This is a genomic window from Stenotrophomonas sp. Steno-Z4 (assembly GCF_056393145.1).
On the sequence record NZ_JBWJPC010000003.1, the window covers coordinates 265,511 to 284,962 of the forward strand.

At 67.0% G+C, this 19,452-nt stretch carries 14 protein-coding genes; 10 read left to right on the plus strand and 4 right to left on the minus strand.

Features of this window, described 5'->3' with window-relative positions; translation table 11 throughout:
- The 7 genes from AC06E7_RS10065 to AC06E7_RS10095 all read left to right on the plus strand — a co-directional run bounded on the left by AC06E7_RS10065 (position 1) and on the right by AC06E7_RS10095 (position 8,622).
- Complete coding sequence (locus AC06E7_RS10065; protein ID WP_478064445.1) at positions 1-3,060, plus strand: TonB-dependent receptor; 3,060 nt, start codon at positions 1-3, stop codon at positions 3,058-3,060.
- 2 nt (positions 3,061-3,062) lie between these two features.
- Positions 3,063-4,442 (plus strand): CehA/McbA family metallohydrolase domain-containing protein, encoded by a 1,380-nt coding sequence (locus AC06E7_RS10070; RefSeq protein WP_478064446.1) that lies wholly within the window; start codon positions 3,063-3,065, stop codon positions 4,440-4,442.
- 82 nt (positions 4,443-4,524) lie between these two features.
- The gene (locus AC06E7_RS10075; protein WP_093533219.1) at positions 4,525-4,959 is read left to right on the plus strand and encodes a pyridoxamine 5'-phosphate oxidase family protein; all 435 of its coding nucleotides are present in this window, start codon (positions 4,525-4,527) and stop codon (positions 4,957-4,959) included.
- A 12-nt stretch (positions 4,960-4,971) separates the two neighbouring features.
- Positions 4,972-5,700 (plus strand): DUF72 domain-containing protein, encoded by a 729-nt coding sequence (locus AC06E7_RS10080; RefSeq protein ID WP_478064448.1) that lies wholly within the window; start codon positions 4,972-4,974, stop codon positions 5,698-5,700.
- Entirely contained in the window at positions 5,693-6,421 is a 729-nt protein-coding gene (locus tag AC06E7_RS10085; protein WP_354277509.1) for a DNA-formamidopyrimidine glycosylase family protein, read from the plus strand. The genes AC06E7_RS10080 and AC06E7_RS10085 overlap by 8 nt, the downstream gene beginning before the upstream one ends.
- A 151-nt stretch (positions 6,422-6,572) precedes the next feature.
- Entirely contained in the window at positions 6,573-7,229 is a 657-nt protein-coding gene (locus tag AC06E7_RS10090) for a class I SAM-dependent methyltransferase (RefSeq protein ID WP_068850060.1), read from the plus strand.
- A gap of 130 nt (positions 7,230-7,359) precedes the next feature.
- Positions 7,360-8,622 (plus strand): MFS transporter, encoded by a 1,263-nt coding sequence (locus tag AC06E7_RS10095; protein WP_478064450.1) that lies wholly within the window; start codon positions 7,360-7,362, stop codon positions 8,620-8,622.
- Positions 8,623-8,625: 3 nt separating this feature from the next.
- Here AC06E7_RS10095 and AC06E7_RS10100 read toward each other — a convergent pair whose 3' ends face one another.
- The 4 genes from AC06E7_RS10100 to AC06E7_RS10115 all read right to left on the minus strand — a co-directional run bounded on the left by AC06E7_RS10100 (position 8,626) and on the right by AC06E7_RS10115 (position 14,419).
- Positions 8,626-10,788: a TonB-dependent siderophore receptor gene (locus AC06E7_RS10100; RefSeq protein WP_478064451.1), complete on the minus strand. Its 2,163-nt coding sequence runs from the start codon at positions 10,786-10,788 to the stop codon at positions 8,626-8,628.
- A 214-nt stretch (positions 10,789-11,002) separates the two neighbouring features.
- A complete protein-coding gene (mqo, locus tag AC06E7_RS10105) occupies positions 11,003-12,700 on the minus strand; it encodes a malate dehydrogenase (quinone) (RefSeq protein WP_478064453.1) in 1,698 nt (565 codons plus the stop codon).
- 138 nt (positions 12,701-12,838) lie between these two features.
- Positions 12,839-13,426 (minus strand): hypothetical protein, encoded by a 588-nt coding sequence (locus tag AC06E7_RS10110; protein ID WP_478064454.1) that lies wholly within the window; start codon positions 13,424-13,426, stop codon positions 12,839-12,841.
- An 87-nt stretch (positions 13,427-13,513) separates the two neighbouring features.
- The gene (locus AC06E7_RS10115; RefSeq protein WP_095363419.1) at positions 13,514-14,419 is read right to left on the minus strand and encodes a LysR family transcriptional regulator ArgP; all 906 of its coding nucleotides are present in this window, start codon (positions 14,417-14,419) and stop codon (positions 13,514-13,516) included.
- A gap of 133 nt (positions 14,420-14,552) precedes the next feature.
- On the opposite strand from AC06E7_RS10115, the gene AC06E7_RS10120 reads away from it, so the two are divergent.
- From AC06E7_RS10120 to AC06E7_RS10130, 3 genes are all read left to right on the plus strand, one after another.
- Entirely contained in the window at positions 14,553-15,188 is a 636-nt protein-coding gene (locus AC06E7_RS10120; protein ID WP_478064456.1) for a LysE/ArgO family amino acid transporter, read from the plus strand.
- 164 nt (positions 15,189-15,352) lie between these two features.
- A complete protein-coding gene (locus tag AC06E7_RS10125; RefSeq protein ID WP_478064457.1) occupies positions 15,353-17,341 on the plus strand; it encodes an alpha/beta hydrolase family protein in 1,989 nt (662 codons plus the stop codon).
- Between the two features lie 133 nt (positions 17,342-17,474).
- Positions 17,475-19,424 carry an alpha/beta hydrolase family protein gene (locus tag AC06E7_RS10130; protein WP_478064459.1) on the plus strand — a complete coding sequence of 650 codons (1,950 nt, stop codon included), beginning with the start codon at positions 17,475-17,477 and terminating at the stop codon, positions 19,422-19,424.
- Positions 19,425-19,452: the final 28 nt, after the last annotated feature.

Here is a 19,452-nt window from a genome sequence, read left to right on the forward strand (position 1 = left end):
ATGCGCTGCACTCTGTTCCTTTCGATCGCCCTTGCCCTGCAGGCCACCGCGACGGCTACCGCTGCAGAACCGACCCGGCTTGCCGCCGACGCCATCGCCTCGCAGCCGCTGGACATGGCACTCAACGCGCTGTCGCGCCAGACCGGCCTGCAGTTCGTCTACAACGCGCAGGTGGCGGGGAATCCGCGCACCCCGGCGGTGCCGGCGGGCCTGAGCGCGGAGGCGGCGCTTGACCGCCTGCTGGCCGGCACCGGGCTGCGCTACCGCTACCTCAATGCCGGTACGGTCACCATTGAAGCGGCGACGGCGGGCAACGCGCCCACCTCCGGCGTGGTTGCGCCGATGGCGGCAGCCGAGGCCGGGGCCGCCCCGCTGCAGGCTTCTGCGGGCGAAGGCGCCGCGCCCGGCGCGCAGAACCTGGAAACCATCCAGGTGACCGGAAGCTACAGCCGCAGCCTGGAACAGGCGGTCGACCTGAAGCGCAACAACATCGGCTTTTCCGACTCCATCGTCGCCACCGACGTGGCCGACTTTCCGGAACAGAACCTGGCCGAAGCGCTGCAGCGCGTTCCCGGCGTGACCATCGAGCGCAGCAAGGGCCTGGGCACCAAGGTCAACGTGCGCGGCCTGCCTTCGGAGTACACGTACGTGTCGATCAACGACCTGGCCACTGCTTCGGGCAGTGGCGGGCGTGACGTGGAATTCGACATGTTCGCCTCGGAGATCATCCAGCAGGTCACGGTGCAGAAGTCGCCCACCGCCGCCGACGAAGAGGGCGGCATCGCCGGCTCGGTGAAGATCACCACCGCGCGACCGTTCGATTACAACGAGCGCAAGCTGGTGCTGTCGGCCGAGGGCGCACACAACAGCATCTCCGAAGAAGTCGACCCGCGCTTCGCCTTCCTGGCCGCCGATACCTGGGGCGACTGGGGCGGCCTGGTGTCGTACTCGCAGTCCAAGCGCACCAACCGTACCGACTCCACCTCGGGCATCAACTTCCGTCCGATGTCGCGCTTCCTGGGGGCGTCCGGCACGCGCGGTACCCAGGCCCAGGCCGTGCTGGCCCGCGACGCCGGGGTGAACATCGCCAACCGCACCGACACCGATGAAACCAATCGGGTGGTCTTCCAGGACAAGGTCGGCGACCGCGTCTACCTCAACGAGCAGGACAAGTGGGGCGCCACCGCGTCGCTGCAGTACAAGCCCAGCAGCAGCTTCAGCCTGACCTTCGATGCGATGCTGGGCGGCTACGATTCAACCGAGGACGAGTACGACGCGGCGGCCTATTCCGCCTCCAGCCGCAGCACCCTCGACACCATCCACGAATACGACGCCAGCACCCTGTCCGAGTACGGCATGGTGGTGCTGCGCGATGTGTCCTACACCGCCACCCAGCACGAGATGCTGAGCAAGGAGCGGATCAACAAGACCGATTACAGCCAGTACAGCGTTGCGCTCGACTGGAAGGGCCAGGACTGGTACATCGATGCCATGGCCGGCTATTCCGGCGCGGAGAAGACCTCGGACTTCTCCAACCTCAAGCACGTCGCCTACGCGCCTTCGCGCACCCGCTGGACCGGCCGCAGCGGCGAAACCATCCCCAGCACGCCGGGCGGCTTCGACATGTACAACGCCTCGGACAAGTACCTGTTCGAAGCCTACGAAACCACGCTGGAGAAGGTGGACGACGACAAGTACGCCGCCCAGGTCAACGTGACCCGCATGCTCGACCTGGCCTTCCTGCCGGCCTTGCGTGACCTGAAGTTCGGGGCGCGCTACACCGACCGCTCCAAGCAGCGCGAGTATGGCGAGCTCAAGATCACCGGGCCGACCGCCGGCAGCAGCGCCTGGGTCAACACCCGCACCCTGGCCGACAGCCCGCTGCAGTGGATCGGCGACATCGTTCCCGGCGGCGACTACACCATCAAGGACCTGGACTGGCAGCAGGTGTCCAACGACTACGCACGCCGCGCCTTCCGCTATGACGGCTTCTACACCCCCTTCGACGCCGGCCAGTTCTACCAGGTCGATGAGAAGGTGACGAGCGTGTACGCGATGGCGGATTTCGCCTTCGAGATCGGCCACGTGCCGGTCAACATCAACGCCGGAGCGCGCTATGTCGATACCAGCGTCACCTCGTTCGGCTACCACCCGATCCAGCGGCCCGATGGCAGCACCGGCTACACCGATGCCCCGGTGTCCAGGGACGGCAGCTACGACGACCTGCTGCCCAGCTTCAACATGACCGCCGAACTGGCCCAGGGCCTGCTGCTGCGTGCGGCCGCGTCCAAGACCATGATGCGCCCGGCGCTGACCGACATTGCCTACAAGCGCACCGCCAGCTGGAGCTCGTACCGCTTCACCGATGGCAACCCGGAGCTGAAGCCCACTTACGCCAAGCAGTGGGAAGTGGGCCTGGAGAAGTACCTGGACAACGGCGCGCTGTTTGCCGCTTCCTACTTCCGCAAGAACATCGACGGCGTGGTGATCAACTCGTTGACCGGCGTGGTCGAGGATGTGGCCGTGTACAACGCCAACGGCACCCTCAACGGCATCTTCGATTTCGACGTGTACCAGCCGGTGAACGCCAAGGGTTCCTACCAGGTGGACGGCGTGGAGCTGGTGGCGCAGCTGCCACTGGGCATGTTCCACCCCATGCTGGAAGGCTTCGGCGTCAATGCCAACTACACCGTGCTGGACAGCTCGCTGGCCGGTGAGTCCGACCTGGGCATCCGCACGCCGATGCCGGGCCTGGCCGAGAAGACCTGGAACCTTACTGCGTACTACGAAAATGACCGGTTCGATGCCCGCGTGTCCTACAACCACAAGGACGAATACGTGGAATCGATCGGCTATGACATGTACCCGATCTGGCGCGATGCCTATGGCCAGATGGATGTGTCGATCGGCTACCGGATCACCGACAACATCAAGGTCAGCCTGAAGGGCATCAACCTGACCAACGAGATCACCAGCGGTTACACCATGGATCCATCCTTCCCGACCATGTACGAAGCCTCGGGCCGCCGCATCAGCCTGGGCCTGCGCGCCGACTTCTGATCATGCAGACACTTCTCCTGCTGGCGCTCCTTGCGGCGCCGACCACGGCGTCGCCTGCCGATCCTGATGCCGGTCGCGACTGGCAGCCTGGCGACCACCACGTGCACAGCGAATGGAGCGTGGACTGGGACCGCAGCACCACGCCGCCCACACCGATCCGTGGCGGCGACTCGTCCTACACCCGCAGCCACAACGCTGAACGGGCGCGGCACTTCGGGCTGCGCTGGATGGTGCACACCGACCACGGCGGCCCGGGCCACTCGGCGGTGACCCGCGATCACGCCTATCCGGCGCTGCTGCAGGCCCGGCAGGACGTGCCCGAGGTCATCCAGTTCAACGGCATGGAGTTCGATGTGCCGGCCGGCGAACACGCCTCGCTGATCATCGCGCCGGGCGCGCGCGAAGCCGAACAGCTGGTGACGATCGAGCGCCACTACGGTCGCGGTGAACCGCTGGAAGCGGGTAGCCGCGATACCCACCAGCACATGCTGGACGCGTTGGTCCACATGCGCGGGCTGCGTCCGCTGCCGCTGATGCTGATCAACCACCCCTCGCGAACCGCCACCGGGGTGGGGCAGTGGGGCGAAGTGGAGCCTGCTGAGCTGAAGGCGTGGCATGCCGCTGCGCCGCAGGTGCTGGTCGGCATGGAGGGCGCGCCCGGGCACCAGGCTACCCGCTCCGAGCGCGGCCTGTACCGGAATGCGGCGGCGCCGACCTTCGGCGGCTTCGATCAGATGACCACGCAGGTCGGCGGCGTCTGGGACCAGATGCTGGCCGACGGTAGCCGCTTCTGGATCACCGCCAGTTCCGATTCGCACGTGAACCAGCGCGACGGGGGCAGCGATTTCGATCCCGGTGAGTACAGCAAGACGTATGTCTGGGCACGCCCGGAAGCCGATGACATCCTCGGCGGCGTGCGTGCCGGGCGCATGTTCGCGGTGACCGGCGACCTGATCGATGCATTGGAGCTGACCGTGCAGGCGGTCGATGGCAGCGGTGGGGTGGGGCACATGGGCGGGGGCGTGACCGTGGCAGCGGGTACGCCGATGCGCGTGCAGCTGCGGGTGCGAACGCCGGACAGCGCCAATGCGATCGGGCGACATCCGGCGCTGCGCCAGCTGCAGCTGATCTTCGGCAGTGGCACCGGCCAGGCGCCCAGGATGCAGACCCGGCGCTTTACCGCCAAGGAGTGGAAGCAGGAAGGTCAGTGGTATGAGGTGACGTGGGAATTGCCGGCGCCGCCCGGCGGCGGATTCGTACGTGCACGCGGCAGCAACACGGATGAGCCGACGCCACTGGTCGACATCAAAGGCGAAGATCCCTGGCAGGACCTGTGGTTCCATTCCAACCCGGTGTTCATCGGCAACAACTCACCGCCGTGAACGCCACGACATGGCACGTGCACGATCCGGTCACGGCCCCCCACCGAGTCTGGCAGTACCCGATTCCCGCACGGATACCGCCATGACCACGCTCACCCTGCACGACCTGGCCAAGAAGATGGCCGGCATCGACTTCACCATGCTGCAGACCTTCGCCGACAACGGCGAGATCGCCGGCCGCCCGATGAGCAACAACGGTGATGTCGATTACGACGGTGACAGCTGGTTCTTCTCGCTGGACAGCACCGACATGGTGCGCGAGCTGCAGGCCGAGCCCAAGGCCGCGCTGAGCTTCGTCGGCAGCAAGGGTCTGCTCGGCAAACCGCCGTTGTTCGTGTTCGTGCAGGGCAAGGGCCGGATCATCCGCGACAAGGAAGTGATGCGCGAACACTGGCAGAAGAGCCTGGAGCGCTGGTTCGAACAGGGTGTGGACACCCCCGGCCTGGTCCTGATCCACGTCCACGCGCACCGCATCCATTACTGGGACGGTGAAGACCAGGGCGAGATCCAGGTCTGAGGAACGCCGGACATGCCTGCCTCCTCCGGGCCGCTGGTCGGCTGCGCTGGCTGGTCCATTCCGGGCCGCTACGCTGACCTGTTCGGCCCCGGGGAGAGCATGCTCGCGCGCTACGCCACCCGGTTTCCCGTAGTGGAGATCAACTCCTCGTTCTACCGGCCGCACAAGCCCGGCACCTACGAGCGTTGGGCGGCCAGTGTGCCGCCCGGGTTCCGCTTTTCGGTCAAGATCCCGCGCACGATCTCCCACGATTCGGCGTTGGTCGGCGTAGGGCCGTTGCTTGACCGCTTCCTCGATGACTCCAGCGCGCTCGGCACCAAGCTGGGCGGCCTGCTGCTGCAGTTGCCGCCCTCATTGGCGTTGGATACCCGCCGCGCCTCGAGCTTCTTCCGCGCGCTGCGCAGGCGCAGCGGGGTGCCGCTGGCGTGCGAGCCGCGCCATGCCAGCTGGTTCACCGACACGGCCGACGCGTTGCTGCTGCGTCACGGCGTCTCGCGGCTGGGGGCCGATCCAGCGCGCGTGCCGGCGGCGGCCCAACCGGGCGGTGCACCGACGTGGCGCTACTGGCGCTGGCACGGCGCACCGCGGATGTACTACAGCGACTACGACGACGCGGCATTGGACGCGCTGGCCGCGCAGGTGCGCCATGCACGTGGACCCCGCTGGGTCATCTTCGACAACACCGCGCACGGCTTTGCCGTGGTCAACGCGGCGCGCCTGCAGGAGCGGTTGCATGCCTGAAGGTCCTTCCATCGTCATCCTGCGCGAGGCGGCGGCGAAGTTCCGTGGCAAGACCGTGCGCCGGGCGCTGGGCAACAGCTCCCTGGATCTCACCCGCATGGAGGGGCGGCGCGTGATCGCGCTGCGCAGCTGGGGCAAACACTTCCTGATCGAGTTCAGCGGCTTCAGCCTGCGCGTGCACATGCTGATGTTCGGCAGCTACCGCATCGACGAACGCAAGCCATCGCCCCCGCGCGTTTCGCTGCAGTTCGACAACGGCGAGCTGAACATCTACGCCTCATCGCTGAAGTACATCGAAGGCAAGCTGGACGAAACCTACGATTGGCGCACCGACGTGATGAACGACGCGTGGGACCCCCGCCTGGCCCGGCGCCGTCTGAAGCAGCAGCCGGACACCCTTATCTGCGATGCACTGCTGGACCAGGAGCTGTTTGCCGGCGTCGGCAACATCATCAAGAACGAAGTGCTGTTCCGCCAGCGGGTGCACCCGGAAAGCACGGTGGGAGCGTTGCCGCCGCGGGTACTCGGCCGGGTCATTGCCGACGCCCGCGCCTACAGCTTCCTGTTCCTGGAATGGAAGCGCGCCTTCGAGCTCAAGAAGCATTGGCAGATCCATACCAAGCGGACCTGCCCGACCTGCGGCGGCCCGGTTTCCAAGACCTACCCCGGCAAGAGCCGGCGGCGCACCTTCTTCTGTCCCAATTGCCAGATCCGGTACTGAGTGAAGGGCGGAAACCACCCGTCCTGTAGGATGGGTGCGTCCCACGCCGTTTCGCGCGTCCTGCGCGGCCCCTTGCGGTCGCCCGCTTCGCTCCCCTTTCGAGCCGTCCGCCACCGGGGTGGGCCGGCTCTCCGTGTTTCATGGAGCGCACATGCCGGGCTATACCACCCGCATTCTCACGGTTGCCGTCAACGGCCACGAGTTCCGTATTCGTGCCCTGAGCGACCTGCAGCAGTTCGCCGATCCCACCGGCCGCGCCGAACGCGCCGGCATCCATTCCTCGCTGTGGAGCCTGTTCGGCCAGGTCTGGCCCGCCGGCCGGGTGCTGGCCGAGACCATGAGCCAGTACGACGTGGCCGGCAAACGCATCCTGGAACTGGGTTGCGGGCTGGGCCTGTCCAGCCTGGTGCTGGCGCATCGTGGTGCCAACGTGGTGGCCAGTGACCACCATCCGCTGGCCGAATCGTTCCTGGCCTACAACGCCGGGCTCAACGACCTGCCGGCCGTGCATTACCGCGACCTGCCCTGGGAAATGCCAGATACGTCACTGGGTCGGTTCGACCTGATCATCGGCAGCGATGTGCTGTACGAGCGGGGCCACGGCGTACAGATCGCCGCGGTGATGGAGCGCCACGCCAAGCCTACGGCCGAACTGCTGCTGACCGATCCCGGTCGCGGCAACCTCGGCGGCTTCTCGCGCGCCATGGCCCTGCAGGGGTATGAAGCGAGCGAAGAGGGCGGCTTCGGCGAGGATGAAAGCAGTTCGCCAGGGCGCGGACGCCTCCTGCGTTACGCCCGTACCGCGTGACGACACGCATGGCGTGCCCCTACACCCGGACGTAGTGACACGCCACGCGTGTCCCACGGAATGCGTGAGCCAGGCACGGCGTCCCCACGACGACATCGCCTGCAGGTCTGCTGTCGTAGGCTTCCACCCCATGACCAACCCACCGCCCGCCACACCCACCCGCTCCATGATCGTCGCTGGTCTGTCCACCGTGGTGGAGTGGTACGACTTCACCCTGTACCTCTACCTGGCCACGGTGCTGTCGCGGGTGTTCTTCGGCGGGGGCGACAACGCCTTGCTGGCCACCCTGGCCGGCTTCGCGGTGAGCTACCTGATGCGGCCCCTCGGCGCGCTCTGCTTCGGCCACTTCGGTGACCGCTTCGGCCGCCGCTACATGCTGCTGGCCTCCATGGCCCTGATGACGCTGGCGATGCTGGCCACCGCGCTGCTGCCGACCTTCGACAGCATCGGCGCCACCGCCGGCGTGCTGTTGCTGCTGCTCCGCTGCGTCATGGCCTTCTCGGTAGGCGGCGAATACACCGGCGTGGTGGCGTACCTGCTGGAAAGCGCCCCCATCCGCCGGCGCGGGCTGGTGACCTCTCTCGCCTCCGCCGCAAGCGAAGTGGGTGCCCTGCTCGCCGTTGCACTCTCGGCACTGACCGTGGCGCTGCTCAGCAGCGCCCAGCTCGATGGCTGGGGCTGGCGCATTCCCTTCTTCATCGGTGCGGCCCTGGCCGGCGCGATCCTCCTCGCGCGCTCGACCATGCACGAATCGCCCGAATTCGAACGCCAGGTGGCTGCCGGCACGGTACCGACCTCGCCGATCCGCGATACCTGGCGCTACCACCGCGGCGCGGTCGCGCGCACCTTCGCCATCTCCGCGCTGGGTTCGATCACCTACTACGTGGGCATCACCTACGTGCCAGCGTTTCTCGGCTCGGCCAGTGACATCGGCGAATCCCAGGCACTGTGGCTGTCCACCATCGCCGCCGTCGCCGTGATCGGCGTGACCCCGCTGGTGGGCGCGTTGTCCGACAAGGTGGGGCGACGCCCGGTGTTGATCGGGTTGGCACTGTTGTCAGCGCTGCTGCCGTTGACGATGTTTGGCGTGATGGCCACCGGCAGCGCGGTGCAGATCGCACTGGCCGCCGTGGTGCTGGCCTGCCTGGCCGGCGGCGTCAGCGCCGTCGCCGCGCCGGCCACCGCCGAACAGTTCCCCGGCGAAGGCCGGCTCAGCGGCCTGGCGCTGGGCGTGACCATGGCCACCGCCTTCTTCGGCGGCGCCACCCCGTTGTTGGCCGAACTGCTGGTACGCCACACCGGCTGGGCGGCAGCGCCCGGGGCGATGATCGCCGCCGTCGCGCTGCTGGTGCTGCCGGTGCTGTGGGGCCTGCGCGAAACGCGACCCTGCTGACGATCAGTATTTCCAGCGCAGGCTCGCCGAAATGAAGCGCGGTTCGCCGTAGTTGTTGTAGTCCAGGTTGGCCCAATAGGTCTTGTCCAGCGCGTTGCGCACGCTCAGGGTGGCGGTCCAGCTGTCGCTGATCTGGTAGTTGGCGTGCAGGTTGACCAGCATGTAGGCCGGCTGGCGCACGGTGCGGGTGCCGCCCAGCGGGTAGGGGATGTTGTAGCCCTCCACTTCGCTCTGCCAGGAGAAGCCGCCGCCCACGGTCAGGCGGTCCAGCACGCCGGGCAGGCGCACGCTGGTGTTGAGCTGCAGGAAATCCTCGGGCAGGTTGGCGTAGATCAGGTCGGTGCTGGCACGGGTCACCTTGACGTGGGTGTAGCCGGCATTGACGGTCCAGCCCGGGCGGATCTCGCCGTTGATGTCCATTTCCCAGCCGCGCGACTTGGTGCCGTTGACGCCGATGTAGGCCGAGGTGCCATCGCTGAGTGAGCCGTCCGGCAGGCTCATGTCGCGCACGGCGTAGTTGTCCTGCTTGGCTTCGAAGATGGCGGCGTTGGCGGTCAGCCGGCCGTCGAACCACTGCGACTTGATGCCGGCTTCCAGGTTGGAGCCTTCCACCGGGGCGAGCAGGTTCTCGTTGCGGTCCTTGTAGTTCTGCGGGTTGAAGATTTCGGTGTAGCTGGCGTACACCGAGAAGTCGGGCACGATGTCGTAGACCAGGCCGACGTAGGGAGTGACCTCGTCGGTGACTTTGTACTGGCCGCTGGTGCCGGTGTAGGTGCCGGCGGCGTTGTAGGCGCGGGTCAGGGTTTCCCAGCGGCTCAGGCGTGCGCCGGCGATCAGCGACAGCGGATCGGCCAGGCGCAGGCGGGTGGAGGCGTACACGCCGCTCTGCCGGGTGCGGGCGATGCGGCGGGCGCCGGTGCGGCTGGCGGTCAGCTCGGGAATGTCGCCGTTCCAGTTGCGGATGTCGGGGATGTTGTAGCGCCAGTTGGCCACCGAGGTAAGGGTCCAGGTGGTGGCTTCGAGGTCGGACCAGCTGCCACCGACGACGACATCGTGTTCGCGGCCGAAGGCGGGGAAGGTGCCGGACAGGAACAGGTCGGCGCCCTTGCGGGTGTCTTCGGCATCGCCGGCACCGGCCAGCAGGTAAGTGCCGGCACCGCTCACGGGATCGGGGTAGCCGCTGCCGTAGACGCGCACGTTCTGGACGTTGCCGCGGGTGTAGGCGGTGTTGAGCTTGAGCAGCCAGTTCTCACCGAAGCGCTGTTCGAGGTTGGCGAAGGCGGTGCTGGTTTCGCGCTGCCAGTAGCTCCACTTGGGGGCCATGTTGGTTTCGCGGGGGAGGTGGGCGAAGGTGCCGTCGCTGTTGAAGAAGGGCACGGTGCCCCAGGTGGAGCCGACCGGGTTGTTGTCCTGGCGCTGGTAGCCGACGGTGACGGTGGTGGAATCGGTCAGGTCGCCTTCCAGCACGGCCATGCCGGCCATCTTGTCTTCTTTGTAGCGGTCGTAATACAGCTCGCGATCGGTATAGGCGGCAACGACGCGGCTGCGGAAGCGGCCATCGCGGGTGAGCGGGGCGTTGACGTCGGCTTCCATGCGGCGGAAGTCCCAGCTGCCGGCGCTGATGGCGAAGGAGGCGTCGAACTCCTTGCCGGGGCGCTTGCGCAGCAGGTTGACGGTGGCCGAGGGAATGCCGGCGCCGCTGAGCAGGCCGTTGGCGCCGCGGATGACTTCGATGCGGTCGTAGAAGGCGGTGTCGTATTCCTGGTTGGTGGAGCCGCTGTAGGTGGGCAGGCTGTCGACCTGGAAGTCGGTGATGGTGAAGCCGCGCGCGTAGTACAGGGGGCGCTGGGTGTCGTAGAAGGAGACGTTGACGCCGGTGATGTTGCGCATGACGTCGTTGATCGAGAACAGCGATTCGTTCTGGATGCGGTCGAGGGCGAGCACGCTGGTGGACTGCGGGGTTTCCTGCAGGGTGATGGGCAGGCGGGTGGTGCTGGACGGCGCGCGCTGGGAGCCGACGACGTTCACCTGGTCCAGGGTCTTGGCATCGCTGGCGGCATCGGCGGTCTCGGCCTGCGCGAGGGGCGCGGCGAGCGACAGCACGGAAAGCAGGGCCAGGCCGAGCGGGGCGCGGCGGACGGAAGCAGAGCGGGAACGGAAGGACATACGCGGTCTCAGCGGGGGCCGTGGGGCACAGTGGGACGCAAATGTAAATCGTTCGCATTCTAATTACAATAATTTAACGAGATGAAAGCGAGGGCGTCTCGTTTCTACGAGTTGGGGCGCGGGGCGGCCGGAACAGGCAAAGGCAAAAAAAAACCGGCCCGCGAGGGCCGGTTGTAGGGACACGCCATGCGTGTCTACGCGGTGCCGGAAAGGCTCACAACGCCTGCAATTCCTCGTTGGCGTTGCGCTTTTCCTTGGCCGGCGCTGCCGGGGTCACCGGCGGCGGCGTCAGCATCACTGCCGGGCTGGTTTCCACCGGAACGTCCAGGTACGGCAGGCGCAGGGTGTCGCTGGTCTGGCGGCGGATCTCGTTGGTCAGGGCCGGGCTGTCGTTGAGCTTGCGCCCGTAGGACGGCACGATCTGGGCCAGGCGGGCTTCCCAGCCGGCGGCCATCTGCTCGGGGAAGGCCTTCTTGAGCAGGTCCAGCATGATCGGCGGGGAGGTCGAGGCACCCGGGGAGGCGCCGAGCAGGGCGGCCAGGGTGTGGTCCTTGTCGGTGACGATTTCGGTGCCGAACTGCAGGACGGCGCCCTTTTCCGGGTCGTGCTTGATGATCTGCACGCGCTGGCCGGCGGTGACCAGTTCCCAGTCTTCGCGCTTGGCGTTGGGGAAGTACTTCACCAGTTCGGCCTGGCGGTCGTCGTCGTTGAGGCGGGCCTGGCCCATCAGGTACTTCACCAGGTCCAGGTTCTCCGCGCCGACGTCGAGCATGCCGGCCACGTTGTTGTGGTTGACCGAGGAGTACAGGTCGAACCAGGAGCCGTGCTTGAGGAACTTGGTGCTGTACAGGGCGAACGGGCCGAACAGGACCACCGGCTTGCCATCGAGCTTGCGCGAATCCAGGTGCGGCACGGACATCGGCGGCGAGCCGGTCTCGGCCATGCCGTAGGCCTTGACGCCGTGGCGGCCGGCGATGGCCGGGGACTTGAAGGCCAGGAACTGGCCGCCGACCGGGAAGCCGGCGTAGTTCTTGGCTTCGGGGATGTTGGAGAGCTGCAGCAGCTTGAGCGCGGCGCCGCCGGCGCCGATGAACACGAAGCGCGACTTGAGGGTGGACTCGGTGCCGGCGTTGAGGTCCTTGACCGTGACGTTCCAGGTCTTGTCGTCGTTCTGGCGCAGGGCGCGGACTTCATGTTCCAGGTGCAGGCTGAAGTTGGGGTTGCGCTGCAGGCCGGCGGTGAGCTGGCGGGTGATCACGCCGAAGTTGACGTCGGTGCCCAGCGGCATCCAGGTGGCGGCGACCTTCTGGTTCGGGTCGCGGCCTTCCATCAGCAGCGGGGCCCAGGCCTTGATCTGCGCCGGGTCTTCGGAGTACTGCATGCCGTAGAACAGCGGGTTCCTGACCAGCGCCTGCTGGCGCTTGTGCAGGTAGGCGATGTTGTCATCGCCCCACACGAAGCTCATGTGCGGGGTGGGGTTGATGAAGTCGGACGGCTGGCTGAGCCGGCCTTCCTTGACCTGGTGCGACCAGAACTGGCGGGAGATCTCGAACTGCTCGGCGATGCCGACCGCGCGCTTGGTCTCGATGCTGCCATCGGGCAGTTCCGGGGTGTAGTTCAGTTCGGCGAAGGCCGAATGCCCGGTGCCGGCGTTGTTCCAGCCATCGGAGCTTTCCAGGGCCACGCCGTCGAGGCGTTCGAACACCTGGATGTTCCAGTCTGGCTGCAGTTCCTGCAGGAAGGTGGCCAGGGTGATGCTCATGATGCCGCCGCCGACCAGCACGACGTCGACCGGCTTGTCGTTGCCCGCGGCCGGAACCGAACGCTGGTGGAGGGGCCAGTACAGGAATACGGCCGCTGCGATCAGCAACAGCACGAGCAGGCCGAGGACGACCTTCGCTAACTTTTTCATGGATATCTCATGTGGGGAGATGAGGGCAGGATGACGGCGCTTCGTGGAAGAAGCGTGAAGAAACAAGCTCTTGGCGCATCCATGGCCCAATTTTAGCCCGAATCGGTACGGATTTGGTGCAACGCAGCATCGCAGGGATCAATCGGACCCCAAGGTGAAATATTCAGCGAGGAAATACCCGCACTGGTAAACAAGCGCCAGCACGGCCAGCCCCTGGTGCACCCGTCGCGAACGGCTTGCGATGCCCACCCCGGCAATCACCAGCATGATCCCGGTATGCACCGGGTACGCCTCGCCGAGCATCTGCCAGCGGCTGTGACCCTTGATCGCCGTGTCGCCCAGGTCCAGCAGGGTCACCAGCGCCAGCATGCCGAAGAACCCCGCGCGCCGTTCAATCAGGTACGTCTCGTAACTGCCGTACTCGCGCAGGTCATCGGGCAGCAGCAGCACGCACAGCATGTACCAGCTCGCGCAATAGCTGATCACGAACAGATACAGCCCGAACGTCCACTGCCGCACCTCCGCCAGCCGGAACTCCCACCACCAGAACGTCACCACCGACACCAGCGTCCACAGCAGCCAGCACAGATGGATGCCGGACCACCCGCCACGCCGGGCCGGGTGCTCGATGATCGACGCCAATCCCTTCACCAGCGTGGTGATGCTCAACCCCAGGATGATGCTCAGCACCACCCGGATATGCAGATAGACCGGATCCGATTCCATCGAATGCCCCGCGCTGGATGCTTGAAGGCCACGGTAGGTGCCGACCGCTGGTCGGCACGTGAAGGCGTACCCGGCAACGGCGGGTACCTACCGTCTGCGGCGCACCAACGTAGCCGACGCCGCCAGCACGGCCCTGGTCAGCAGCGCCATCGTCTGCACGTCGCCCTTCCAGTGCTGCCAGTACAGCGGCACGTCTTCCCACGCGCGCGGCTTCATCAGCACCAGCCGCCCCGCGTCCAGGTGGCGCTTGACCAGCGGCAGCGGGTTCATCGTCCAGCCCAGCCCGCCCACGTTGGCCTGCACGAACGCCCGCGTTGACGGAATCCACCAGGTCGGCGCCGTCATCGGCAGGTCGTCGCCCGCCAGCCGCCGCGCGAACCGTGCCTGCATGTCGTCCTTGCGGTTGAACACCAGCACCGGCGCCTGGGCCAGCGACTGCGCGTTGACCCCCTTGGCAAAGTAGCGGTCGTGGAAGGCCTGCGTGCACGTGGCCGCATAGCGGATGCTGCCCAGCGCGTGGATCTGGCAACCCTGCACCGGCTCGTCCAGCGTGGTCACCGCGCCCAGCACCGCGCCCTGGCGCAGCAGCGCCACCGTGTGGTCCTGGTCCTCCGAGCGCAGGTCCAGCGTCGTCCCGGTCTGCCGCGCGAAATTCAGCGCCGCCTCCGGGAACCAGGTTTCCAGGCTGTCGTGGTTCACCGCCACCGGGATGCTGGCGTGCGGCAGGTCCTCATCGGCAATACCCATCCGGTGCAGCGCATCGTGCTCCAGCAGCGCCGTCTGCTCGGCCAGCTGCACCAGCACCTGGCCTTCCGGCGTGGCCACCGCCGGCGAAGAGCGCTTGACCAGCAGCCGCCCGACCCGGTCTTCCAGCGCTTTTACCCGCTGCGACACCGCCGAGGCGGTGACATTGAGCGACTGCGCCGCGCGGTCGAAACTGCCTTCGCGGATCACCGCCGCCAAGGCGCGGAGCTGGGCATGGTCGATGCGCATTGTCTTAAGTTCCGCTAAAGATGGTTAAGTAAGTTTAGCTCTACTTTTCCATGTTGCGGCGCGACAATACGCGCCATCACGGTGCTGTACGCCCTGGCGAGGCACCGCCCCCCAGCAACACAGGTGGTATCCCATGTTCTCCTTCATTTCCGGCGGCCCCGGTCTGGCCGCGTGGCTCAGTGGTGCCGCAGCCGGCATCGGCCTGTTCGCCGTGGTCGGGGCCCAGAGCGCCTTCATCCTGCGCCAGGGCATCCTGCGCAAGCACATCGTGCCGGTCGTGGCGACCTGCGCGGCGATCGATGCGATCTTCATCTTCGCCAGCGTGGCCGGCCTGCGCACCCTGACCCAGGCATTGCCCTGGCTGACCACCGTGGTGCTGTGGGGCGGCGTGGCGTTCCTCAGCTGGTACGCCTGGCAGTCGGCCCGGCGCGCGCTGGCCGGTGGCGGCGGCATGCAGGTCGATGACGGCGACACCACCTCGCGCCGCGCCGTGCTGACCGCTGCGGTCGGTTTCTCGCTGATCAACCCGCACTTCTGGCTGGACATGATGGTGATCGGCTCCATTGCCGAAAACTTCGGCAATGCCCGCATGGCGTTCGCCGCCGGCGTGGTCACCGCCAGCTGCCTGTGGCTGACCGCCCAGGGCCTCGGTGCCCGCCTGCTGGCCCCGTTGTTCACCAAACCCCGTACCTGGCGGATCCTCGACGGCACCATCGCCGTGATCCTGTCCATCCTGGCCCTGAGCCTGGCGTTCCGCGGCGTGCATTGATCTCTCTCTCTCTCTCCGTCAATGCACGTCCAAATGGCACCGTTCGCGGTGCCATTTTTCTTTCCTGTCCCGAAAACGCCCGGGAGTGTCGCCACTGGCTTGCCCGACGCCGAACTGACTAGAATCGCCCATCACGGACAAGGTGTCTGGTTGGAGGGGGAAGGATGAAGTACTCGAAATGGGCGGCCCTTGCCGTCTTGGCCCTGCTGTGCGGGGCGGTGGGGCAGGTGGCTGCGGCGGAGCTGGAGCTTGAGCGTTATCTCAAGCGAGACACGTTCACCGACATCAAGCTGTCCCCGGGCGGGGACTACTACGCCGCCACCGTGCCGATGGAAGACCGAACCGCACTGGCCATCCTCAGCCGCGCCACCGGCAAGGTCACCGGTTCGTTCGTGCCGCCGCGCAACAACCACGCCACCAGTTTCTACTGGGTCAACAACGAGCGCGTGCTGATCGGCCTGGCCGAAAAGTTCGGCAGCCTCGACCAGCCGCAGCTCACCGGTGAGCTGTACGCCATGAACGCCAATGGCGGCCGCGGCGAACTGCTGGTCGGCTATCGAGTCGAAGGCAACGGTCCGGGCACCCGCATCCAACCGAAGAAGGTCGAAGCGGTCGCCGCCTTCCTGATCGACTCGATGCCGCAGGACGAGCGCAACGTGCTGGTCACGGTGTGGCCGTTCAGCGACGATCCGTTCACCCGTGTCGATCGCATGGATATCGCCAGCGGCCGCCGCGTCACGGTGGCCCGCTCGCCGGTACGCCGCGCCGATTTCACCAGCGACCCGAGCGGGCAGATCCGCTTCGCCCACGGTGCCGGTATCGACAACGTCAACAAACTCTATTACCGCGATGCCATCGGCGACACCTGGAAGCTGGTGAACGATGAGGCCGATACCGGCCGCATCGAAACCGCGCTCGGTTTCTCCGAAGACGGCAAGACCGCCTACCTGCAGGTGCAGCAGGCCAACGGCCCCGATGCCATCGTCACCTGGGACCCGGTCACCGGCACCCGCAACCCGTTGCTGCGCGACGCGGTAGTGGACCCGGACCGGCTGATCTACCGCCCCGGCACCCGTGTTCCGGTCGGCGCGCTCTACCTGGGCGACAAGCCGCGCACCCGCTTCTTCGACGAAACCTCGGCCGACGCGCGCCTGTACCGCAGCCTGGAAGCCGCGTTCGGCGGTGATGCGGTGTTCATCGCCTCCAGCACGCGCGATGGCCGCAGTGTGCTGGTGGAAACCTGGTCGGGAAGCAATCCAGGTGACTTCTACATCTTCGACACGGTCGCCAAGAAGGCCGACCACCTGATCAGCCGCGGCGCCTGGATCGACCCGGACACCGCCGCCAAGGTGCAGCCGTATGCCTTCAAGGCGCGCGACGGCATGGAGCTGCACGGCTACCTCACCCTGCCGGCCGCGTCGGCAGGGGCGAAGCCGCCGATGGTGGTGATGCCGCATGGCGGCCCGTTCGGCGTGTTCGACGACGGCAGCTACGATTCCGAAGCGCAGATGCTGGCCGCGGCAGGCTACGCCGTGCTGCAGGTCAACTTCCGTGGTTCGGGCAACTTCGGCCGTGCGTACCGGCACGCCGGCGCCAAACAGTGGGGCGCCGCCATGCAGGACGACGTCACCGATGCGACCCGCTGGGCGATCAGCCAGGGCCACGCCGACCCCGCCCGGGTCTGCATCTATGGCGCCAGCTACGGCGCTTACGCGGCGATGATGGGCGCGGCCCGCGAGCCGGGCATGTACCGCTGCGCCGCCGGCTACGTCGGCGTGTACGACCTGCCGATGATGCACACCACCGGCGATGTCCAGCGCAGCGGTTCGGGCAGCACCTACCTGAAGGAATGGCTGGGCAGCCCCAACGACGTGGCCGCGGTTTCGCCGGTCAACCTTGCCGACCGCATCAAGGTGCCGGTGTTCCTGGCCGCTGGCGGCGAAGACGAGCGCGCCCCGATCCAGCACACCAAGCGCATGGAGGCGGCGCTGCAGAAGGCCGGCGTGCCGGTGGAATCGCTGTACTACTCCACCGAAGGCCATGGCTTCTACACCGACCCGCATCGCCGCGAGTATTACGGCAAGCTGCTGGCGTTCCTGTCCCGCAGCCTGGGTGGCAAGACCGCGGGCGCGGCAGGCGCCGCCTCGCCCTGAGCGCAACCACGATGACGCACGAACGGCACCTGCGGGTGCCGTTCGTGTTTCTGGCCGTGGGCGGATGGCGCCGCGCGCGCGGTTCTGTCTAGAATCGGCGACCCGGACAGGGGGTCCGGACCAAGGGGGAAGGATGCGCAAGACACTGATGGCCGCGCTGCTGGGCGCCGGCTGTGCGTTGCTGTCGGCGACGGCCGGCGCGGTCGACCTGGAGCGCTACCTGCGCGACGATGCGTTCACCAACATCAAAATTTCGCCGGACGGCACCTATGTTGCCGCCAGCGTTCCGCTCCAGGACGCGACCGCCATCGCGATCCTGCGCACGTCCGACATGGCGATGGTCGGCTCGTTCCGTCCGCCGCGCGACAACCACGCCGGCAGCTTCGACTGGGTCAGCAACGAGCGCCTGGTGATCGGACTGGCGCAGAAGTGGGGCCGCCTGGACAAACCCCGCCCGACCGGCGAGCTGTACGGCATCAACGCCGATGGCAGGAGCGGCGAGCTGCTGGTCGGCTATCGGGTTGGTGGGCTCAACGACAGCCAGGTATCGGCCTTCCTGACCGACGAGCTCGCCGACGACGAGCGCAACGTGCTGATTGCCGTGTGGCCGTTCGCCGAGAATCCCTACACCCGCATCGAACGCATGGATGCGGTCACCGGGCGGCGGATCATCGTGGCGCGCTCGCCCGTGCAGGGCGCGCACTTCACCACAGACAACACCGGCGAAGTGCGGTTTGCACTGGGTTCGGGCTCGGACAACGTGCAGAAGCTGTACTACCGCGTGCAGCGCGGCGAGGACTGGGTGCTGCTCAACGACGAAGCGGTAAGCCGGCGCGTTGAGAAGCCGTTGGGCTTCTCCGCCGACGGCAGCCTGGCCTACCTGTGGATCGAGCAGGCCGAGGGCCCCGATGCCATCGTCAGCTGGAACCCGCAGACCAACGAGCGCCACACCCTGTTGCGTGACGAGGTGGTGGACCCGGGCCTGGTGATCTACCAGCCGGGTACCCGCATTCCGGTGGGCGCGCTGTACTACGGGGACGTGCCGAAGGCGCGCTTCTTCGACGACACCTCCAGCACCGCGAGGTTGTACCGCAGCCTGCAGGCCGCACTGCGCAGCCCGGTGTACATCACCTCCAGCACCCGTGATGGGCGCATCGTGCTGGCGCAGACCTGGTCGGGCAGCAACCCGGGCGACTTCTACCGCTACGACACGGTGGAGAAGAAGGCCAGGCTGCTGGCCAGCCGCAGCAGCTGGATCGACCCGTCACAGAGCGCACAGGTGCGCCCGGTGGCACTGAAGGCGCGCGATGGCCTGCCGCTGCACGGCTTCCTGACGGTGCCCAATGGCAAGGAGGCGCGCCTGCTGCCGATGGTGGTGGTACCACACGGCGGCCCGATCGGCGTGTTCGACGACGGCAGCTATGAGCATGAGACCCAGCTGCTCGCGGCGGCCGGGTATGCGGTGCTGCAGATCAACTTCCGCGGCTCGTCCAACTACGGGCGCGCGCACACCGCAGCGGCCAGGCACCAGTGGGGCCTGCGCATGCAGGACGACGTGACCGATGCCACGCGCTGGGCGATCGAGCAGGGCATTGCCGATGGGAAGCGCATCTGCATTTACGGCGCCAGCTACGGGGCCTATGCCGCGTTGATGGGCACCGTGCGCGAGCCGGGGCTGTACCAGTGCGCGGCCGGGTACGTGGGCATCTACGATCTGCCGCTGATGTTCGAGCGCGGCGACATCCAGAGCGATCGCTCCGGGATGAACTACCTGCGCGACTGGCTCGGCGCACCGGAAGCATTGGCGGAGCGTTCGCCGGTGAACCTGGCCGCGCAGGTGAAAGTGCCGGTGTTCCTGGCCGCCGGTGGCGAAGACAAGCGCGCCCCGATCCAGCACACGAAGAAAATGGAAGCCGCGTTGCGCCGCGCCGGCACGCCGGTTGAAAGCCTGTACTACAAGAGCGAAGGCCACGGCTTCTACACCCAGGAACACCAGCGCGAGTACTACACCCGCCTGCTGGCCTTCCTGTCGCGCAGCCTCGGCGGCCAGACCGCTTCAGCGTCGACCGCAGCGCAACCATGACGAAGGCGGGGCGGCGTTGCCGCCCCGC